Annotated in this window: 14 protein-coding genes; 5 read left to right on the forward strand and 9 right to left on the reverse strand. The window is 59.1% G+C overall.

Annotated elements, in window-relative coordinates; genetic code table 11:
• Positions 1 to 48: 48 nt before the first annotated feature.
• The 6 genes from ABIE49_RS03100 to ABIE49_RS03130 all read right to left on the reverse strand — a co-directional run bounded on the left by ABIE49_RS03100 (position 49) and on the right by ABIE49_RS03130 (position 8949).
• On the reverse strand, positions 49 to 1776 hold the full coding sequence (locus tag ABIE49_RS03100) for an adenylate/guanylate cyclase domain-containing protein (protein ID WP_192733511.1): 1728 nt from the start codon (positions 1774 to 1776) through the stop codon (positions 49 to 51).
• A gap of 371 nt (positions 1777 to 2147) precedes the next feature.
• Entirely contained in the window at positions 2148 to 2372 is a 225-nt protein-coding gene (locus ABIE49_RS03105) for a hypothetical protein (protein ID WP_192733512.1), read from the reverse strand.
• 314 nt (positions 2373 to 2686) lie between these two features.
• Positions 2687 to 3076 (reverse strand): response regulator, encoded by a 390-nt coding sequence (locus tag ABIE49_RS03110; protein ID WP_192733513.1) that lies wholly within the window; start codon positions 3074 to 3076, stop codon positions 2687 to 2689.
• 17 nt (positions 3077 to 3093) lie between these two features.
• Positions 3094 to 7596, reverse strand: a complete 4503-nt coding sequence (locus ABIE49_RS03120) for a GAF domain-containing protein (RefSeq protein WP_192733514.1) — start codon at positions 7594 to 7596, stop codon at positions 3094 to 3096.
• A gap of 372 nt (positions 7597 to 7968) precedes the next feature.
• Complete coding sequence (locus tag ABIE49_RS03125; protein ID WP_354066566.1) at positions 7969 to 8106, reverse strand: RlpA-like double-psi beta-barrel domain-containing protein; 138 nt, start codon at positions 8104 to 8106, stop codon at positions 7969 to 7971.
• Between the two features lie 246 nt (positions 8107 to 8352).
• The gene (locus tag ABIE49_RS03130) at positions 8353 to 8949 is read right to left on the reverse strand and encodes a DUF2865 domain-containing protein (protein WP_192734228.1); all 597 of its coding nucleotides are present in this window, start codon (positions 8947 to 8949) and stop codon (positions 8353 to 8355) included.
• Positions 8950 to 9457: 508 nt separating this feature from the next.
• Between ABIE49_RS03130 and ABIE49_RS03135 the strand changes: the two genes are divergently transcribed.
• Both ABIE49_RS03135 and ABIE49_RS03140 read left to right on the forward strand, forming a co-directional pair.
• On the forward strand, positions 9458 to 9616 hold the full coding sequence (locus ABIE49_RS03135) for an adenylate/guanylate cyclase domain-containing protein (protein ID WP_354067387.1): 159 nt from the start codon (positions 9458 to 9460) through the stop codon (positions 9614 to 9616).
• Between the two features lie 119 nt (positions 9617 to 9735).
• Positions 9736 to 9942, forward strand: a complete 207-nt coding sequence (locus ABIE49_RS03140; protein WP_192733516.1) for a hypothetical protein — start codon at positions 9736 to 9738, stop codon at positions 9940 to 9942.
• A 777-nt stretch (positions 9943 to 10719) separates the two neighbouring features.
• On the opposite strand, the gene ABIE49_RS03145 is transcribed toward ABIE49_RS03140, so the two are convergent.
• A complete protein-coding gene (locus ABIE49_RS03145) occupies positions 10720 to 10980 on the reverse strand; it encodes a hypothetical protein (RefSeq protein ID WP_192733517.1) in 261 nt (86 codons plus the stop codon).
• Positions 10977 to 11330: a hypothetical protein gene (locus ABIE49_RS03150; protein ID WP_192733518.1), complete on the reverse strand. Its 354-nt coding sequence runs from the start codon at positions 11328 to 11330 to the stop codon at positions 10977 to 10979. Before ABIE49_RS03150 ends, ABIE49_RS03145 begins: the two co-directional genes overlap by 4 nt.
• Positions 11331 to 11807: 477 nt before the next feature.
• On the opposite strand from ABIE49_RS03150, the gene ABIE49_RS03155 reads away from it, so the two are divergent.
• Both ABIE49_RS03155 and ABIE49_RS03160 read left to right on the forward strand, forming a co-directional pair.
• A complete protein-coding gene (locus ABIE49_RS03155) occupies positions 11808 to 12779 on the forward strand; it encodes an ABC transporter substrate-binding protein (RefSeq protein WP_192733519.1) in 972 nt (323 codons plus the stop codon).
• 282 nt (positions 12780 to 13061) lie between these two features.
• Positions 13062 to 13226, forward strand: coding sequence for a hypothetical protein (locus ABIE49_RS03160; protein ID WP_192733520.1), 165 nt, complete (start codon positions 13062 to 13064; stop codon positions 13224 to 13226).
• A 324-nt stretch (positions 13227 to 13550) separates the two neighbouring features.
• Here ABIE49_RS03160 and ABIE49_RS03165 read toward each other — a convergent pair whose 3' ends face one another.
• Positions 13551 to 13991 (reverse strand): YybH family protein, encoded by a 441-nt coding sequence (locus tag ABIE49_RS03165; protein ID WP_210337069.1) that lies wholly within the window; start codon positions 13989 to 13991, stop codon positions 13551 to 13553.
• A 590-nt stretch (positions 13992 to 14581) separates the two neighbouring features.
• Here ABIE49_RS03165 and ABIE49_RS03170 point away from each other — a divergent pair.
• Positions 14582 to 15562: an ABC transporter substrate-binding protein gene (locus tag ABIE49_RS03170; protein ID WP_192733521.1), complete on the forward strand. Its 981-nt coding sequence runs from the start codon at positions 14582 to 14584 to the stop codon at positions 15560 to 15562.
• Positions 15563 to 15629 lie beyond the last annotated feature (67 nt).

Genomic DNA, 15629 nt, shown 5'->3' on the forward strand with positions numbered 1-15629 from the left:
AACTGACGCTTGGTGCCAGTAGCGGACAAACATTGCGCGGCGCGAGGCTCATTCGGGGACATCCGCGCAGCGCAGTCCTTTGGCATACTTCTCCAAAAATGAAGGGTCTCGATAGGGCCCTACATATTCCCGAAGACGGGAAATCCGGAATGTTGGATCGAGATTCTGTAGGCGAGCAGCCAGCAGATGCGCGGTTTCGCTTCGCCCTGCCAACGCCGCGCTGGCGGCGCCGATCCGCAAACCAGCATGCGCAGTCGGGTTGTGCTGCACGAGACGGTCCGCCAACGCCAAAGCCTCTTCATATCGGCCCAGAAAATAACACGCGTGGGCCATGGCCGACAGACTTGAGGCCGCATAGCCGATAGTGCCGGGATCAAGCCGTTCGCCACGCCGGAGATGCTCCAACCCCAGCTCAGATTTGCCCTCCCAAACGCAGATCCAGCCGCTGCTTGTCCACGCCGTCGCAAGGTTGGGGTTCAGTTCAAGGGCGCGGTCAATTAGTTGTCTTGCGGATACAAGATCGCGCAGCGCAAAGGCCACCGCCCACGCAGCCTGCCCCAAAGCCACGCCATCGTCGTTCCCAACGCGCGCAACCAACTGCCAAAGACGCACGATTTGGCCTCTCCTGTACTCAACATCCTCCGTCAGGCCGAAGCCGAAGCGATTGGCGTGACAGAACATCGCCATCCCGTAGGCGGACGCGTAGTCGGGATCGAGGGCGCTCGCCTCTGTGAAAAAACCCAACGCCCGCTCCATGCTGTCTACCGTCACGGGGGAAAGACAAGCCAGGCCTCTGAGATAACAATCGTAGGCGTCGGTATTGCCAGGCGGCCGTCGCCGGGCGCGCACGATCTCGGCGCGCTCCATCCGCGGTGCAATGGCTGCGACGACTTTCTCCGTCACGCCATCTTGAAGTTCAAACACGTCCTGCAGCGCCCCGTCGAAACGGTCGACCCATGTGTGCGCTCCGCTCGCCGCATCGATCAACTGGGCGGTAATTCGCAGCCTGTTCGCGGCCTTGCGCACGCTCCCTTCGAGAACATAGCGAACGCCGAGTTCACGACCGACTTGACGTATGTCCGGTGATTTTCCTTTGTAGCCAAAACTCGAATTGCGGGCGATGACGAACAGGGACTTGAACCGCGACAGCGCAGTGATGATGTCTTCCACCATACCGTCAGCAAAATAGTCCTGCTCGGAATCACCGCTCATATTCTGAAATGGCAGGACGGCGATGGAAGGCTTCTCTGGCAGGGCGATCGGTTGGCGGGCCTGGCTGGTGAGCGCGCTTGCTGTCTGCGCTGATGCGGGGCTAACCGCATAAAGCCGCACCGGTCGCTCAATGTTTTTCAGAGATCGCTCGCCGAGATCGTCGAACGAGAAATTCGTTTTACCCCTGACTTGTTCGAACGCGCTGCCGGACAGGCACACGCCACCCGGTTCGCACTCGGTCTCGACGCGTGCTGCAACGTTGACGCCGTCTCCAAAAATATCATCAACGTCTATGATGATATCGCCGATGTTGATGCCAATGCGGAACAGGATGGTGCCCTCGCGCTCCGCTATTTTGCCCTGCACGGTCATTGCGCAGGATACGGCATCCACGGCGCTCGCGAACTCGACCAGCATGCCGTCACCGGTCGTCTTGACGATGCGACCTCGATATTCCGTGATGGCGGGATCGACAATCTCACGGCGCAGCGCCTTTAGGGCTGCGAGGGTACCAACTTCATCGGCACCCATTAGGCGGGAATAGCCTGCGACATCGGCCGCCATTACCGCCGCCAATCGCCGCTCTACGCGGTCACCTGCCAAGGTGTCCCCCCAATAGTCATTACCCCTCCTATCAAAGCATAGCGGGTGAATGCAGGGCTAGGGCAAATGTCCGCTTCGGGTCATTCGCGTCGGTTTGACCGGACCACGACGACTTCCGGTCTGTCCCGGTGAACGGACATTCCTAGGACAGTCAGGCATGTCTCAAAGGTGCCGCCAATAGCGGAAGTGTTATTCGATCACTTCGTCTACGCGGGCGAGCAGCCATTTGGTGATTACAGCCAGGATTGGTCCAGCCGACGAAAGCCTTCCGGACGCTTGAACAACAACGGGGGTTCAGTTGAAGCCTGCAAGCCTTCGAGAGGATTAACGGCTCAGGGGCTGAGGGTTTCAGTATGTTGCTGAACCGATGCTGGCGCAGAAAAGTCCAGACGGCGATCAAAGTCTAAAACGACAAACCGGCGTCCGGCTGAATCGGCGATATGAACTTGCCAGCCGAGGCTTTCCAACAGGCGTGCTTTATCGACAGCAGCCTCGGGGCTGATGCGCATGGTGACAACGCTCTGTCCGTCTTTGCATGCGTGAATGGCGAATGTCATGACACCCTACGGACGTCAAGCTTACAGCATATTCGGATAGGCTGGAGGTATTGTTAGGCTCGCTGCATTGCACCAATTGAAAATAACTCTTCCACGCTGTCATGAAGAAAAATTGCCCAATAGGTTTCGGGTCGGCTGGGTGTGCGAAAACCATCCTGACAGATCGTAGTCGAACGATTTTGGCTGTCAGACACCTTTGGAACTCGCCTCGTCGGCTCAGCTGCTTTGGCGCTTTTCTTTGCAACAGTTCCGACAGCGCTCCCTTGCCCGCAAATTCCGCTGCCATGTCGGATTGGTATCCGCGCCCTGTAAGCTTACGCGAGCCGCTCCAGGCGCTGGTCAATTTCCTTGCGCAGCAGGCCAAAGTCTATGGGCTTGGGAAGTAGTCCGGCCGCTCCAAGTTCCGATGCCCTCTTGATAGTGGCTTCGTCGCCGTATGCCGTGATCATGATGACCGGAACGTTAGGTCGCTCGGCCTTGACCTTCGGAAGCATTTCAAGGCCACTCATCCCAGGCATGTTGATATCCGAGAGGATCAGGATCAACGATGGATCTCGAATTGCTTTGACCTGTTCCAGCGCAGCCGGTGCCGACAGTGCAAACTCCATGACGAAACGTCCCGATCGCAAATCGCGGCGAAAATTCTGGCGGAACAGACTCTCGACATCTGGCTCGTCATCGACCACGACAATATATGTGCTCATTCGATCCTCCGCACGGTTCAGGATTTCTTGCGCGGCAGGGTGACAACGAACTCGGTAAATGCACCAGGCTCAGTATAGACCTCGATCCTGCCGCCGTGCTGCTTCACGATTATGTCGTGCGTCATCGAAAGACCCAGACCCGTCCCCTCACCGGCTGGCTTGGTCGTGAAGAACGGGTTGAACATCTTTTGCTGCACCTCCAGTGGGATACCGCTGCCGTTGTCGCGAATGCGAATTTCGACGGTGGTTCCGAGGTTCTTGGTGGTGGCGCGCAGGGTTGGCTCAAAACTGGCTTCCTTACCCTCCAACTTGCGCTCGGTCGCAGCATAGACGCCGTTTGCAATCAGATTAAGAAATGCGCGAGTGATCTCCTGTGGAAATAGTTCGATTGTACCGGCGTCAGCATCAAAGTCGCGCTGCAGGGTGATATTGAACTCGCCTTTTTCGGCGCGTGCGCCGTGATAAGCGAGATTGAGGCTCTCATCCACGAGCGCATTGATGTCCGCGGGCCTTTGTTCGCCGGAGCCCTCGCGCGAATGCAGCAGCATGTTTTTGACGATGGAGTCGGCGCGCTTGCCATGCTGCACGACTTTTTCGAGATTGTCCTTCAGTAAGCCGGTTAACTCGTCGACTTCTCCCCGGACCTTGCTGTCGAGCGTGACCGGTTTGAGCACGTCATTCAGCTCGTCGGTCAATTCCGCCGAAACCGCCGAGAAATTATTGATGAAGTTTAGCGGGTTCTTGATCTCGTGCGCGATGCCCGCTGTGAGTTGTCCGAGCGAGGCAAGTTTTTCGGTCTGGATCAGGCGGTCCTGTGCAGTCTGCAAATCGCGCAACGCGGCCTCGGCCGCGTCTCGCGCTGTGCGAATCGCCTCCTCCGCATGCTTTCTCTCGGTGATGTCGCTGTAGATAAGCACGAAGCCGCCACTAGGCACCGGATTGCGGCGCACCTCGATGACGCGGCCGTCGGGTCGCGTCCGTTCGAAGCGCATTTCGATATCGTGGCTGATATCTTCAATGGTGCGGCTCAGTTGCGCTTCGAGATCGGTCGAGTACTCGCCGCGGTCAGCAAGATAGCGGAAATACTCGGCATAGCTCGGCCGCCCCGCGAGGAAGGCGTTCGGTAGATCGAGCATTTCCTGGAAATTGCGGTTCCACGCGGTAAGCCGCGCTGCGGCGTCAAACATGACGACGCCGTCGCCCATGTTGTCGAAGGTGACACGAAGCTCGGCCTGGCGATCCCGCAACTCCTCGAACAGTCGTGCGTTCTCGATCGCAATCACCGCCTGATCGGAGAAGCTGGTGGCGAGTTCGATCTCTTTCGACGTGAAGGGATCGGCGCGTGTGCGAACAACAACCAGTATGCCGATTAAAACGTCCTCTCGCAGCAGTGGAATGCCGAGCAACGTACGGCCACCGGCGAGCTTTGCTCCCTCATAATGGTATTCGGGATCCTGCAAAGCGTCCGGGATGTGGACCGCGCGGTGCTCCAGAACCGCCCGGCCGGCCACGGTGCCGCGATCGGCCGCAAACGGGTTAGCGAGGATGAATTTTTTTACCTCCGCTGAAAGGCCTCGCACCGCGACCAAGTGATACCTGTCATCTTTTTGGCGGTACATAAGCGCTTGGTCAGCGCGGCAGAGGCGCACCACCGTCTCCACCAGTGTGTCGAGCACCCTTTCGAGGTCGACCGACGAGCGGCTGATTACCTTGAGCACATCGGCTGTGGCGGTCTGTTGCTGCAGTGACTCGCTGAGATCGCGGGTCTTCGCCTGCACTTCGTCGAACAGCCGGGCGTTCTCAATCGCGATCACGGCCTGATCGGCGAAGGTCTGCAGCAGCGCTATCTGCTTGTCGATGAAAGGTCGAACTTCCCGGCGATAGATCGTAAAAGCTCCGATAATGATTTCGTCTCGGCGGAGCGGTACGGCAAGGTACGTACGGGCACCTGCGATGTCGACCAACGCGCGACGCACAGGATTGCCGCGCCGGTAGCCCTCATCGTCCGAGGCGTCGATGATGTGGACGAAGTTCTCGCCACGCACGAGCCGACCCATTCCCGTTTCGGGGCCTAGACGGACCGGGCGGCGCCATAGGTCCGTGACCGCAGACGGCACGCCCCGTGTTGCGACAACTTGGTGCATGTCGTCACCTTCGTAGGTGGTGAAAACGCCGAAACCTGCGCCGCAAATAAGAGTCGCCTTCTCAAGAATAACTTGGAACACCGGAGCCAGGTCGCCGGGCGAGTTGTTGATGACCTTGAGGATCTCGGCCGTCGCTGTCTGCCGCTCCAGCGCTTCCCTGGTCTCGTTGAACAGTCGTGCATTTTGGATCGCGATTACGGCCTGGTCGGCGAACGCCTGCAGCAGCGCCAGCTCCTTGTCGCTGAACGAACCTTTGAGCCGCGAAACGCCGATCGCGCCGATACCGCGTTCGTTCCACATCATCGGCGCGTAGGCCATCGCTTCGTATCCGGCTACTTTCGCCACATGCCGTACCCCGCGCGTGAGCTGAACATCGTTCGCCGCGTTGGTGTAATGCACGACGCGTCCCTCGCGAATGGCACGTCCTGCCGGCGACTTGTCTACTGGCGCCGGGAAGGTGGCGGCCACCACCTCATGCTGCTTGCCGACGTAGGCGCCGAGCGTGCAAATGCCTTCCTCATCGACCAGTAGCACGGCCGTCTCGTCGCTGCCGAACAGGTGCTTGCAACTGTCAAGAATCTTGTCGAACACAGGCTGGGCGTCAGCCACCGAGCTACTGATCACCCGCAGGATGTCGGAAGACGCCTTCTGCTGCTCCAGCGCCTCCTGTGTCTCATTGAACAGTCGTGCATTCTCGATAGCGATGACCGCCTGGTCGGCGAAAGTCTGAACCAATTCGATTTGCTTATCGCTGAAGGGACGGACATCACGGCGCGCCAAAACGAACACGCCGATGGGTGCGTCATCGCGCAGCAAAGGGACACCGAGCCGCGTGCGCACTTCCGGATCTTGAAATCGGTAATTTTGGTCAGTCTGAGAGTCTTCGATATGAACGGTTTTACCTTCGAGCAAGACCCGTCCGATTGTGCTGCCCGTGCCCGGCTGGAACGAGCAGCTTTCAAGAAACACCTTCCTGGGAGGGGAAAGCCCACAGCTTGCCGTCAGGCGGTAGGCGTGATCTCGGGGCTGAAATATCGTGCCCTCGTCGGCTTCGCACAGGCGGGCCGCGGATACGACCAAAGTTTCCAACACAGTCTGCAGATCGAACGCCGAGCGGCTGATCACCTTGAGCACGTCAGCGGTGGCGGTCTGCTGTTGTAGTGACTCCGAGAGGTCGGCGGTCTTCGCCTGAACCTCCTTGAATAGGCGCACATTCTCGATGGCGATCACGGCCTGGTCGGCAAAGGTCCTAAGAAGGCTGAGTTCCTTCGGCGTGAATGCGGCATTTGGCTCGCGCAGCACCGAGATTAGGCCGATCCCCTGGCCCTCCCAGATCATTGGGGTCATTACGACGGAAAAATTGCCAAACACCTGAACCACGCGACGTATGCTCGAAGGCACGTCAGCACCATTCATCACGTCAGGAAGATAGACTTGCCGTCGCTCGCCAAGGACGCGGGGAGCCGATGTCTGCTCGATTGGCAGCGGGTACACCTTGTCGATTGCTTCGTAGCCAGTTCCACGGCGTGCCGCCACATGCAGCAACCCATCGCCTGGAGCGAGAAAGATCGAAACCTGCCTGCAATCCAAAAGCCGTTCCGTGCTATCGAGTATGCGCTCGAAGACTGGCTGCGTGTCGGTCATTGACCTCCCGATCACCTGCAGCACTTCCGATGTGGCGATCTGATGCTTCAACGCTTCCTGCGTTTCGTTGAACAGCCGGACGTTCTCGATGGCGATGACGGCCTGGTCGGCGAAGGTCTGCATCAGTTGCACGTGATGCTCGGCGAATGAACCTGTCGTAGCGCGGGTGATACTGACGATGCCAATCGGCACGCCGTTGCTCATTAGCGGCACGAACAGCATGCTGCGGAAGCCATGCAGCCGCGCGATTTCCTTGATCGGCGCGTGCGGTATCTCTTCGGTGTCCGGGATCGGGAAGGGCTTGCCTTGCTGGGCCAGCCGGAACGCCTCGAACGCATCGACCGGCCTGGGAAAATCCGCTTGGAGGGCTGCATCGGCAGCCGGACTAACCGGGGTGAACGCGGCGAGATGCACAGTATTGTCGAGAAAGCGGAAGACTGCAGCGGAGAATCCACCGAGCAGCCGGTTGGCGCTTGAGGCAATCGCCTCAAACACCGGCTGCACGTCCGACGGCGAAGAGGCGATGACCTTCAATATCTCGGCAGTCGCCGCCTGCTGCTCGCGGGCTTCCTTCAGGTCTTTGATCGGATCGGAGACCGAACGACGCTTAACTCGGGCGGCTGCTGGCGCAGTGCGGGGCTTGGTCTTGGTGGTCTTGCGGCCCTTTGCTGGGCTTGCGTTGCGGGCTTTCGCCTCGCTCTTCTTGCCGCCCGTTCTTGATGGCCGCGCCATATTCGCCCCTACGGTCAAGAAAGCGCATCTTATCGGGCTATATGGTCATCTTGGAAGGGGTGGATTGGGTCGAGTGCCATTTGGCCAGCTGGCCAGGGTCGCCATGGGTGATCTCGGAAACGCACAGGCGGGCGCGCTTCTTTGTGGTCGCGTCGATGAGGGATGCGGTACCGTCCCTCTGGGGTAAATAGCCCTAACGACGATCACGGTGACGGCGCTGGAGGGATGAAGCCAAGGCCATTGTAGATCCGAACATTCCTAACGGGGGTGCGACAGTCTACGTCGGCTGGAAGAGTGGCGTCATGGCTGCTGCAGCGACGGGGCGTTGACGGCCGCCGGTCTCGCTTGATCCCATTTGCACGACCGTCGCAGTCACGTTGCGATGGGTACAGCGGCAGCCGAGCGCGCTCGGGGCTCCGGTGATAGATCAAGGAACGCGCCGGTGAACGGGCCGCGATCGGTCACCGTGACCTGGATCGACCGGCCGCCGCTCTGGACCGTTAGCACCATACCGAAAGGCAGGCATCCGGTGTGCCGCCGTCATTCCGGCACAGTTGAACGTCGCGCCGGAAGCGGTGCGGCGTCCGCACAGGCGGTCGCTCCCGCCATAATAGGTGGCAGTCCCGGAGAGACGATGTGCTTCAGCAACAGAGGACAGCGAGAGAAGGATGATGCAAGTAACCGGTACCGATACCTGACGCGATTCGATCCCGACAAATCCGTCCCGTGGTCTCCCCCATCCATTGCCCGCGCGCCTCACCGGGCGCGCACCTCCGGCGTCCGGCCCGGAGAAGTTGCTACCGGCGTGAAATCGGGGTTGTGGTCGTTGCCGACCCGTATGCCGGAATAGGCGACATGCCCGTCAGCGGTGGCGAGCACGTCGCCCGAGCGCAACGAGCCGTCCATCGCGAGATCGATTGGCGCCAGACCGGCGGGATTGTGGCCGTTGCAGGTGCAATCGGCACGCAGCGCCTTCCGATAGGCAAAGGCATTTTCGCTATCGGCGTAGCGCTCGCCGGTTACGGCATAGGCGCCGTCGATGTTGGAGCCGAAGAACACTTTGGTCGGGCTTGCCGGACAGAAGGCCTGGCACAACTGCGCGGGCGAGGTCGCGCCGCGCATCAGCGGAAAATATTTGCCGTCGCAACTGCGCACGCAGAAGGCAGGTCCCGCGCTTACGACGACCGGCCGCGGCGGTGGTGATTGCGGATTACTGTTGAAAATATTGCCGAAAGGCGAGGTCTGGCTCTGCTGCTTCTGGCCGCCTCCGAAAAAGAAATCAAGCAAGCCTTCGGCCGAACTTATTTCGGGCATCAGCGCCACGGGGCCAACGAGGGCGGCGGCAACAAGCATGCGGCGCAGCCTGCGCTGAAAGGACAAGACTTGCTCCACGCAATGACCTCCCTATCAGGGCGCGCCGAATTCTCATTGCTGGCAGTCGTGGACGAAAAACGCGCTCTAAACGGGGCGGAGAAGGGAAAAGAAATAGGCTTGTGGGAACGGCAGGGCCTCATTTCGGCCGTTATGCCAACGCGGGCGAGACCCCCCACGCACACGCCCTCTAATCCTGCGTGACCCTGGGGAGTGGACGTCGTCAGGCAGCTTCGACAGGTCCGAAAATGTCAGGTGGTGACTCATGCACAACGGCAAAACAACATCTCTCCCGTCGTTGGGATGCCGATGTCGATTGCGAACGATCCGAACGAGATCATTGCCGATCATTCCGACGAGGTGACGATCCTATTCGCGGACATTGTCGGTTTACGCCTCGCGCCAGCCAGTCGCCGCTTCGCGAAGTAGCGCGATACCTAAACCGGGTATTCTCTGAATTTGATCGGCTGGCTGAAATCGACTGGAGAAGATCAAGACGATTGGCGATGCGTACATGGTCGCCGGAGGCATGCCGGACCCGCAAATTGGCCATGCGGCAGACGTTGCCAACATGGCGTTGGAGATTCTGGACGTGACGCAAGGGCATCGACCAGATCGCTACGCGAATCCTAAGCAAGATCGGCGCTGATTACCGCACCGGCTCCTCTAACGGAAATGTCCGCGTAAAAACCAAAGTCCGCCACGATAATCTACCGGACATGGAACACCTCGACCTGCCGTGCATTGCAGTGAAAAGAGGAGGACTACATGCATCCAGCGTTTTGGCCGATGCAGGCTTTCGTGTTCTGGGCTGATGTCCTCATGCTGCCTTGGAAGATGATGATGGCGCCGGTGGCTGAATCCCTGAATGTGGCGGCCGCCGCAAGTCCGGCTGCTACAGCCGGGCTCGACCCGGTAAGTCCCAAGGAACTCGGTACTAGCGCGACTGATTTCCGGACAGACGCCGACGTGTAAAGTTACCTGAAAGCGGAACCTCTCGAACCGCTGAACAGGAAGGACATTGACGTCGAGTCCGCCGCACATGCAGAGCGACTGGCCGCCCCCCCACTCCGGTTGGCGACGTTGGCCATGGATCACCGGCTCGCCGCGGCGGGTGAGCGCCTTCTTGACGCCTTGGTGCGAGATTGCAAACCGCTCTCCTGCATTGCGGTAGGCGGTGGCAGTCGATCCCGCCAAATCAAAAACTCTAGATTGCAAGTATTCGACGAGCGCGAGTGTAATCCAATTCAAACGTGGTTCTTTCGAGGTTCGTCCTTCACAGCATTTGCGTCCATCCGACGGCGGAGATCCAGGTCCGGCAGGCTTCGATTGGCATGAGCCGAAGCCGTTTTAGCCTTGCGTCTCAAGAACCGCCGGGCATATGGCGTTGAGTGCTGCGGCGAGTGCGACATACCCCCGGACACCCCCACCCCCGCTGGCGATTTCACGGCGGCCTTTCTGGTCATCGCCTTTCAACGATCTACCACGCGCTGACGTCGACCGAGACCGGCCTTAGTAGGACCGACGCCGACCACACCGACATCGGCATCGGCACGAATTGACAGCGACTGACGCCGAACTCGAGACCGGCTACAGCACCTACACCGACATCCACGCCGACACCGAGCCCGATGCCCCTGCCTACAACATCCCTGCCGAAGCCGCGCTGCTCCCGGTGCGGTCAGCAAATATGCGCGTAGTTTGCTCGTTCTCCTGCTCGCGTGATCCACCCGATCCGCTCGGCGATGGATCTCAGCGCGGTTCGGACTTTGGCGGCGATGGTGCTGATCGGGTTTTTACCGCCGCGCAGAACTGCTCCGTGACCGCCGTCGTTTCCTGGGTGACATTCCATCCATTCGTCTCGGCGTTTTCCTTGGCCAACTTATGCTCGATCTGAAGTACCTGTTTGAAGGCTGCGTACGATTTCCAGTCGGCCTTGGACAGCTTGGCGGGAGGCGCACCGCAGACGTTGTGGGCAATCGCGTTCCGCACACCATTGCTGACGTCGCTCATGTGGCCCTCGACCACGGCGGTAAAGCGTGCCTTGCCGTATTGGCTGTTGGCTGCGATGAAGTCCTTGCAGAAGGCGAGCCGTTGACCTGCGTCGCGGGCCTTGTGTAGGCCGTCTGCGTTTCGTAATTGAGGCGGAAGGCGAGTTTTTGGGCGTTCGGGTCGGATTTGACCGCTGCGAGCATGGCGGGGTGCTCACGCAAGATGGCGTCACTGATCCTGATGTCGCAAAATTTGGCGAGGGAGACGACCGGAACGTAGGCCCGCACCTTGGCTTCCAAGGCATCGTTGGCGTTCGCAACTGGTGCGAACAGGCTGGCGGCGATTGCGAAAGCAGCGGGACCGCGTTTCATTGGTGACATCGCTCCAGATCACCGAACGGCAGCAGGCCGGGTTGGGACCGCGGTGGCCGACCGCACACGCCAACGCGGCTTTCTCACCCGTCAACTTACTGGGCGAAAATTCCTTGGGCGGCTGTCGAGCGGCAGCGTTGATCTGGATTATGCTTCGGGATGTGGGCCGTCCTGAGGCCGAGGCCGCTTTGGCAATGAGCAAAGTCAGGTTGATTTCGAGCAATGACGGGAAATCATAAGTGGCTATAACCAGTAGCAGTACCTGTCCTATTTCAATCCCGACATACCACCCCCGAGAGCGTTGCCATCCGCTGGCGTTTCATGGCGGCGCTAACGATGTCCGGTCTTGAGGGCAAGGCGGACCTCCCGGTGGAGCGCCGGGACTTCTGAGTTTGACCCAATGCGGACATTGGACGCATGGACCTCAACCGAAACCTTGTTAGCATGCCGCCGACGTGTCGAGGTTGGGAACCGGCCATGAAGCGACGCGAGTTCATCAAGCTAACTGGCGGGTTGGCAGCCTCATGGCCGTTGGCGGCGCGGGCGCAAGTCGTCCCACGGATTCAGTCCATATTGTGGGTGTCGACCGAGGCACAGCCGGACCCCTTCATTGCCAGCTTTCGAGACGGTATGCGAGAACGTGGCTACGTCGAGGGGCAGAACCTCGCATTTGTCCTCCGTTATGCGCCTGGCGATCCAGCGCGTCTGAGGGAGATCCTTCCTGAGCTCCTCAGCGTGCCCGCCGACTTGATCGTGTCAAGCGGCCCGGCAATTCTAGTGATCCGAGCGGCGACCGAAAGGCCTGTCCTGTTCGCGATCAGCGGCGATCCGGTTCAGCTGGGTATTGCGGACAGCCTGGCGCGGCCGGGTAGGAATTTCACCGGCATGACATTCATGTCTCTGGAAGTTGCGAAAAAGCGCGTCGAGTTGTTAAAGGAACTTGTGCCCCGCATGGGTAAGCTCGCGTTATTGTCACAGAAGAACCACCCTGGGGAGCAGTCGGAACACGAGGCGACGCGCGCTGCGGCGGAAGCCCTGTCCATCCAACTCGCTTACGTTCCCTTTGCGTCAGGGGCTGAAATCGACGCTGCTTTGCAACGTGTCGCCGAGTCTAACGCAAACGCTTTGCTGGTCTTCCCCGATGGAGTGACCATGGTGCATCGGGCAAAGATCGCTGACTTTGCCCAGTCTCACCGGCTGCCCTCGATGTACGGCTGGCGCGAGTACTGCGATGTCGGTGGCTTCGCAAGTTACGGGGGTAACCAACGCGCGACCTATCGGCGGCTCGCAGGCTATGCAGATCGGTTGCTGCGCGGGGCCAAACCTCAAGACCTACCAATCGAGCGCGTAACCCGATTCGAATTTATCCTAAATCTCAAGTCCGCCAAAACGATCGGTGTGGACGTCTCACCGACACTCCTCGCTCGCGCTGACGAGGTGATCGAATAAAACACTGATGTTGCTATTGGTACTTTTCGGACCTGACGCACCCGGTCAGCGATGTCCGCTGATCGGAGACGACCTGAAGTGCGCGCCATGTGTCAAAGCGGCGCGATTGACCCCAAGCCGACGTAAGCGGGAAGATTCGCTGCCACGCACAGCTTACAGACGAGCGCCCCGGTTAAATCAGCGTTCTGTGACCGCCGTCACATCGCGACGAGAGGGATGACGCTAAGTGTGGCCGTACCAGCGTTAGATGATCGCGCTTGGCTAAGTCAAAGGAGAACTGTGATGACTGCAAATGCAATCAATGCAAAGAGCGAAGCTCTGAAGCTGCACGAGTTGTCCTCCGAGGAGCTCGATGGGGTGTCTGGCGGCAACAAGTTCAGGGCCCAGGAGAACAAAAAGCAGGCGGATGCGCTCAAGGGCTTTCAAGAGGCACTCCAGTCACTCTAAATCAAAGGAGAAACCCCTCGACTAAGACGGGTGGTACCTGCGTCGAAACGGCGGCGGCTCGGGAAGCCGCTGCCCTGTGACGCATAAGTCCGAGTTTGGCACCTTCGAGACATGCCCGCCTATCCTGAGAATGTGCGTTCACCGGGGGTAGACCGGAAGTCGTCGTGATCCAGTCAAACCGACGCGATTAACCCACAAGAGACATCGACCGGATCGCGAGATGGAACGAGCACCTCCGGGATGCGTTGATTTTTCTGGGCACCTCATTGGGCATGATCCGATCGTAACGCCCATCTCTGCGAGATGGGCGCTGCGCATTAACGTTCAATCCTTTTTGGGTGGCGTTGGAGCCGCTGTCAGCATCCGGGGCTTCCATTTGCCGTCTTCTTTGACATATGCAGCGGTCCAGGTGCCGGCCGAGTCCATCGGCTCGCCCTTGTCGTTCTTGCCGGTGACGCGGAATTTGCCCATCGCACCGGGGGTATCGTTGTCGATCTGCCACACTTCATCGACTGTGGCTTCAAGCTTGTTCATGCCGGCCTTAAAAGCACCGCCGTAGTAGACCGCAATTTCGTGCTTCCCCGCCGGATTAATGATGAACCCATCCTTGGTGAACAGCGCCGCGATGCAGGCGGGGTCCTGCTTGCTGAAGCAATCCATGTAGGCGGAAGCTATTTTGCTGACTTCCTGCTTCATATCATCGGCAGATGCTGGAGCCGAAAACGCAAATGGGATGCTCAATGCCAATAAAACTGAACGCTTCATTCCCATTCCTCCCTACGAGGTGGTGCGAAATTGCACCGTGACGCTCACCGTGATGGGCGCTGCGTTGCAATTCATGGCGCGCCGGTCAACCGTCTGCACGGATATAGTGTCGCTGATCATATTCCGTATTGCGATATGTCAAGGATCACTAGGCACGGGGGATTACGTGGCGCGACGACTTTGCGATCTCGGACCTCGTACGCTGGTATATCAGTCTATCGCCCTGCGCGGCCAATTATTTAAAACGAGACAGACTGTTTCATCGTGACCATTGGTATCCGGGGGCGCATAAGGGCGTATCCGCGCTTTGAATGCACATCCTTACGGCCATTCATCGCGAACCTGGACTGTCGCCTTGGACGTCGGCTATTGGCACAAAGCGTCAGTTTGCGCGGTGCGAGAGCATGTCCGGAGTTGGGGGTAAAGCCGACCTGCCGTTGAACTCCCGGACTTCTTACTTTGACCCGGAACGGACATCGACCCCCGCCTAATCAGTATCGCGCTCAAGAGCCGTGGTGGGTCCGCGATTTCGCTCAGAGAATTGAGGATGTACCGTGCTAGGCTGCCTAGCCTTCAGCCGGGGTTGAGCAATGCGACGACGTAAGTTTATTGCGCTTCTTGGCGGTGCGGTCGCATCGTCACTTTCTGCGAATGCCCAGCAATCGGTGACGCCCCTCATCGGATTTCTCAGCAGCCGGTCCGCGCGGGATTCAGTGAAAGTAGTAGCTGCCTTCGCGAAGGGGCTGGGAGAGGTCGGGTTCACCGAAGGCAAAAATCTCTCCATCGAGTATCGTTTTGCGGACGGGGCCCTAGATCGGTTACCAGAAATGGCGGCCGAGCTTGTCAAACGACCCATCGCGGCGCTTGTCGCCGTCGGCGGGTCAAACTCAGCGATGGCGGCTAAACGGGCAAGTTCTACGATCCCCATCGTATTCGTGATCGGGGGCGATCCAGTGCGGCTCGGTTTGGCCGCGAGCCTTTCCCGTCCGGCCGGAAATGCCACGGGCATGACGATCATTTCGGCCGATCTGGCACCAAAGCGGCTTGGATTGTTGCGGGAGCTTGTTCCGAATGCGGCCGCCCTTGCAGCTCTGACTAATCCTAACACCCCGGAGGGCCGGGGACAGTCGGCAGACATGCTGACCGCAGCGTTGGCACTTGGGTTAAAGCTTCGCTTGTTGGAGGCTAGTGATGAGAGGGGAATTGAAGCTGCGTTTGCGGCGTTGACTCAAGATAAGCCTGATGCACTTCTGGTCGGCAGCGATCCAATTTTCGACGTACATCGCGACAAGCTCGTCGCGTTGGTGGCAGCAGCAGCCATTCCCGCGATCTATCAGTTTCGCGACTTCGCGGCGGCGGGTGGCCTGATGAGTTACGATCCTGACATTGTTGATGCACACCGCCAGATCGGTATCTACGTCGGCAAAATTCTCAAGGGCGCGCTTCCCGCTGATCTGCCAGTACAGCAGCCGACGAAGTTTCAGCTGATCCTCAACCTTAGAACGGCCAAGACGCTTGGCCTCACCGTATCGCCGACCCTACTCGCTCGCGCCGACGAGGTGATCGAATAAGCAGATATTTGCTCCGGTGCCTGAGTGCGGACCTGGCACTTTTGCGACATGCCCACCGCTAGGGAAG

This window comes from Bradyrhizobium sp. OAE829 (assembly GCF_040546575.1).
Lineage (GTDB): Bacteria > Pseudomonadota > Alphaproteobacteria > Rhizobiales > Xanthobacteraceae > Bradyrhizobium.

What these genes read in the sequence shown, in the direction of transcription:
- ABIE49_RS03170 (WP_192733521.1), top strand. Translation starts at nt 14,582, where the DNA reads ATGCGACGACGTAAGTTTATTGCGCTTCTTGGCGGTGCGGTCGCATCG.
- ABIE49_RS03145 (WP_192733517.1), bottom strand. Translation starts at nt 10,980, where the DNA reads ATGAGCGACGTCAGCAATGGTGTGCGGAACGCGATTGCCCACAACGTC.
- ABIE49_RS03105 (WP_192733512.1), bottom strand. Translation starts at nt 2,372, where the DNA reads ATGACATTCGCCATTCACGCATGCAAAGACGGACAGAGCGTTGTCACC.
- ABIE49_RS03165 (WP_210337069.1), bottom strand. Translation starts at nt 13,991, where the DNA reads ATGAAGCGTTCAGTTTTATTGGCATTGAGCATCCCATTTGCGTTTTCG.
- ABIE49_RS03160 (WP_192733520.1), top strand. Translation starts at nt 13,062, where the DNA reads ATGACTGCAAATGCAATCAATGCAAAGAGCGAAGCTCTGAAGCTGCAC.
- ABIE49_RS03130 (WP_192734228.1), bottom strand. Translation starts at nt 8,949, where the DNA reads ATGCTTGTTGCCGCCGCCCTCGTTGGCCCCGTGGCGCTGATGCCCGAA.
- ABIE49_RS03125 (WP_354066566.1), bottom strand. Translation starts at nt 8,106, where the DNA reads ATGGTGCTAACGGTCCAGAGCGGCGGCCGGTCGATCCAGGTCACGGTG.
- ABIE49_RS03110 (WP_192733513.1), bottom strand. Translation starts at nt 3,076, where the DNA reads ATGAGCACATATATTGTCGTGGTCGATGACGAGCCAGATGTCGAGAGT.
- ABIE49_RS03100 (WP_192733511.1), bottom strand. Translation starts at nt 1,776, where the DNA reads ATGGCGGCCGATGTCGCAGGCTATTCCCGCCTAATGGGTGCCGATGAA.
- ABIE49_RS03140 (WP_192733516.1), top strand. Translation starts at nt 9,736, where the DNA reads ATGCATCCAGCGTTTTGGCCGATGCAGGCTTTCGTGTTCTGGGCTGAT.
- ABIE49_RS03155 (WP_192733519.1), top strand. Translation starts at nt 11,808, where the DNA reads ATGAAGCGACGCGAGTTCATCAAGCTAACTGGCGGGTTGGCAGCCTCA.
- ABIE49_RS03150 (WP_192733518.1), bottom strand. Translation starts at nt 11,330, where the DNA reads ATGAAACGCGGTCCCGCTGCTTTCGCAATCGCCGCCAGCCTGTTCGCA.
- ABIE49_RS03120 (WP_192733514.1), bottom strand. Translation starts at nt 7,596, where the DNA reads ATGGCGCGGCCATCAAGAACGGGCGGCAAGAAGAGCGAGGCGAAAGCC.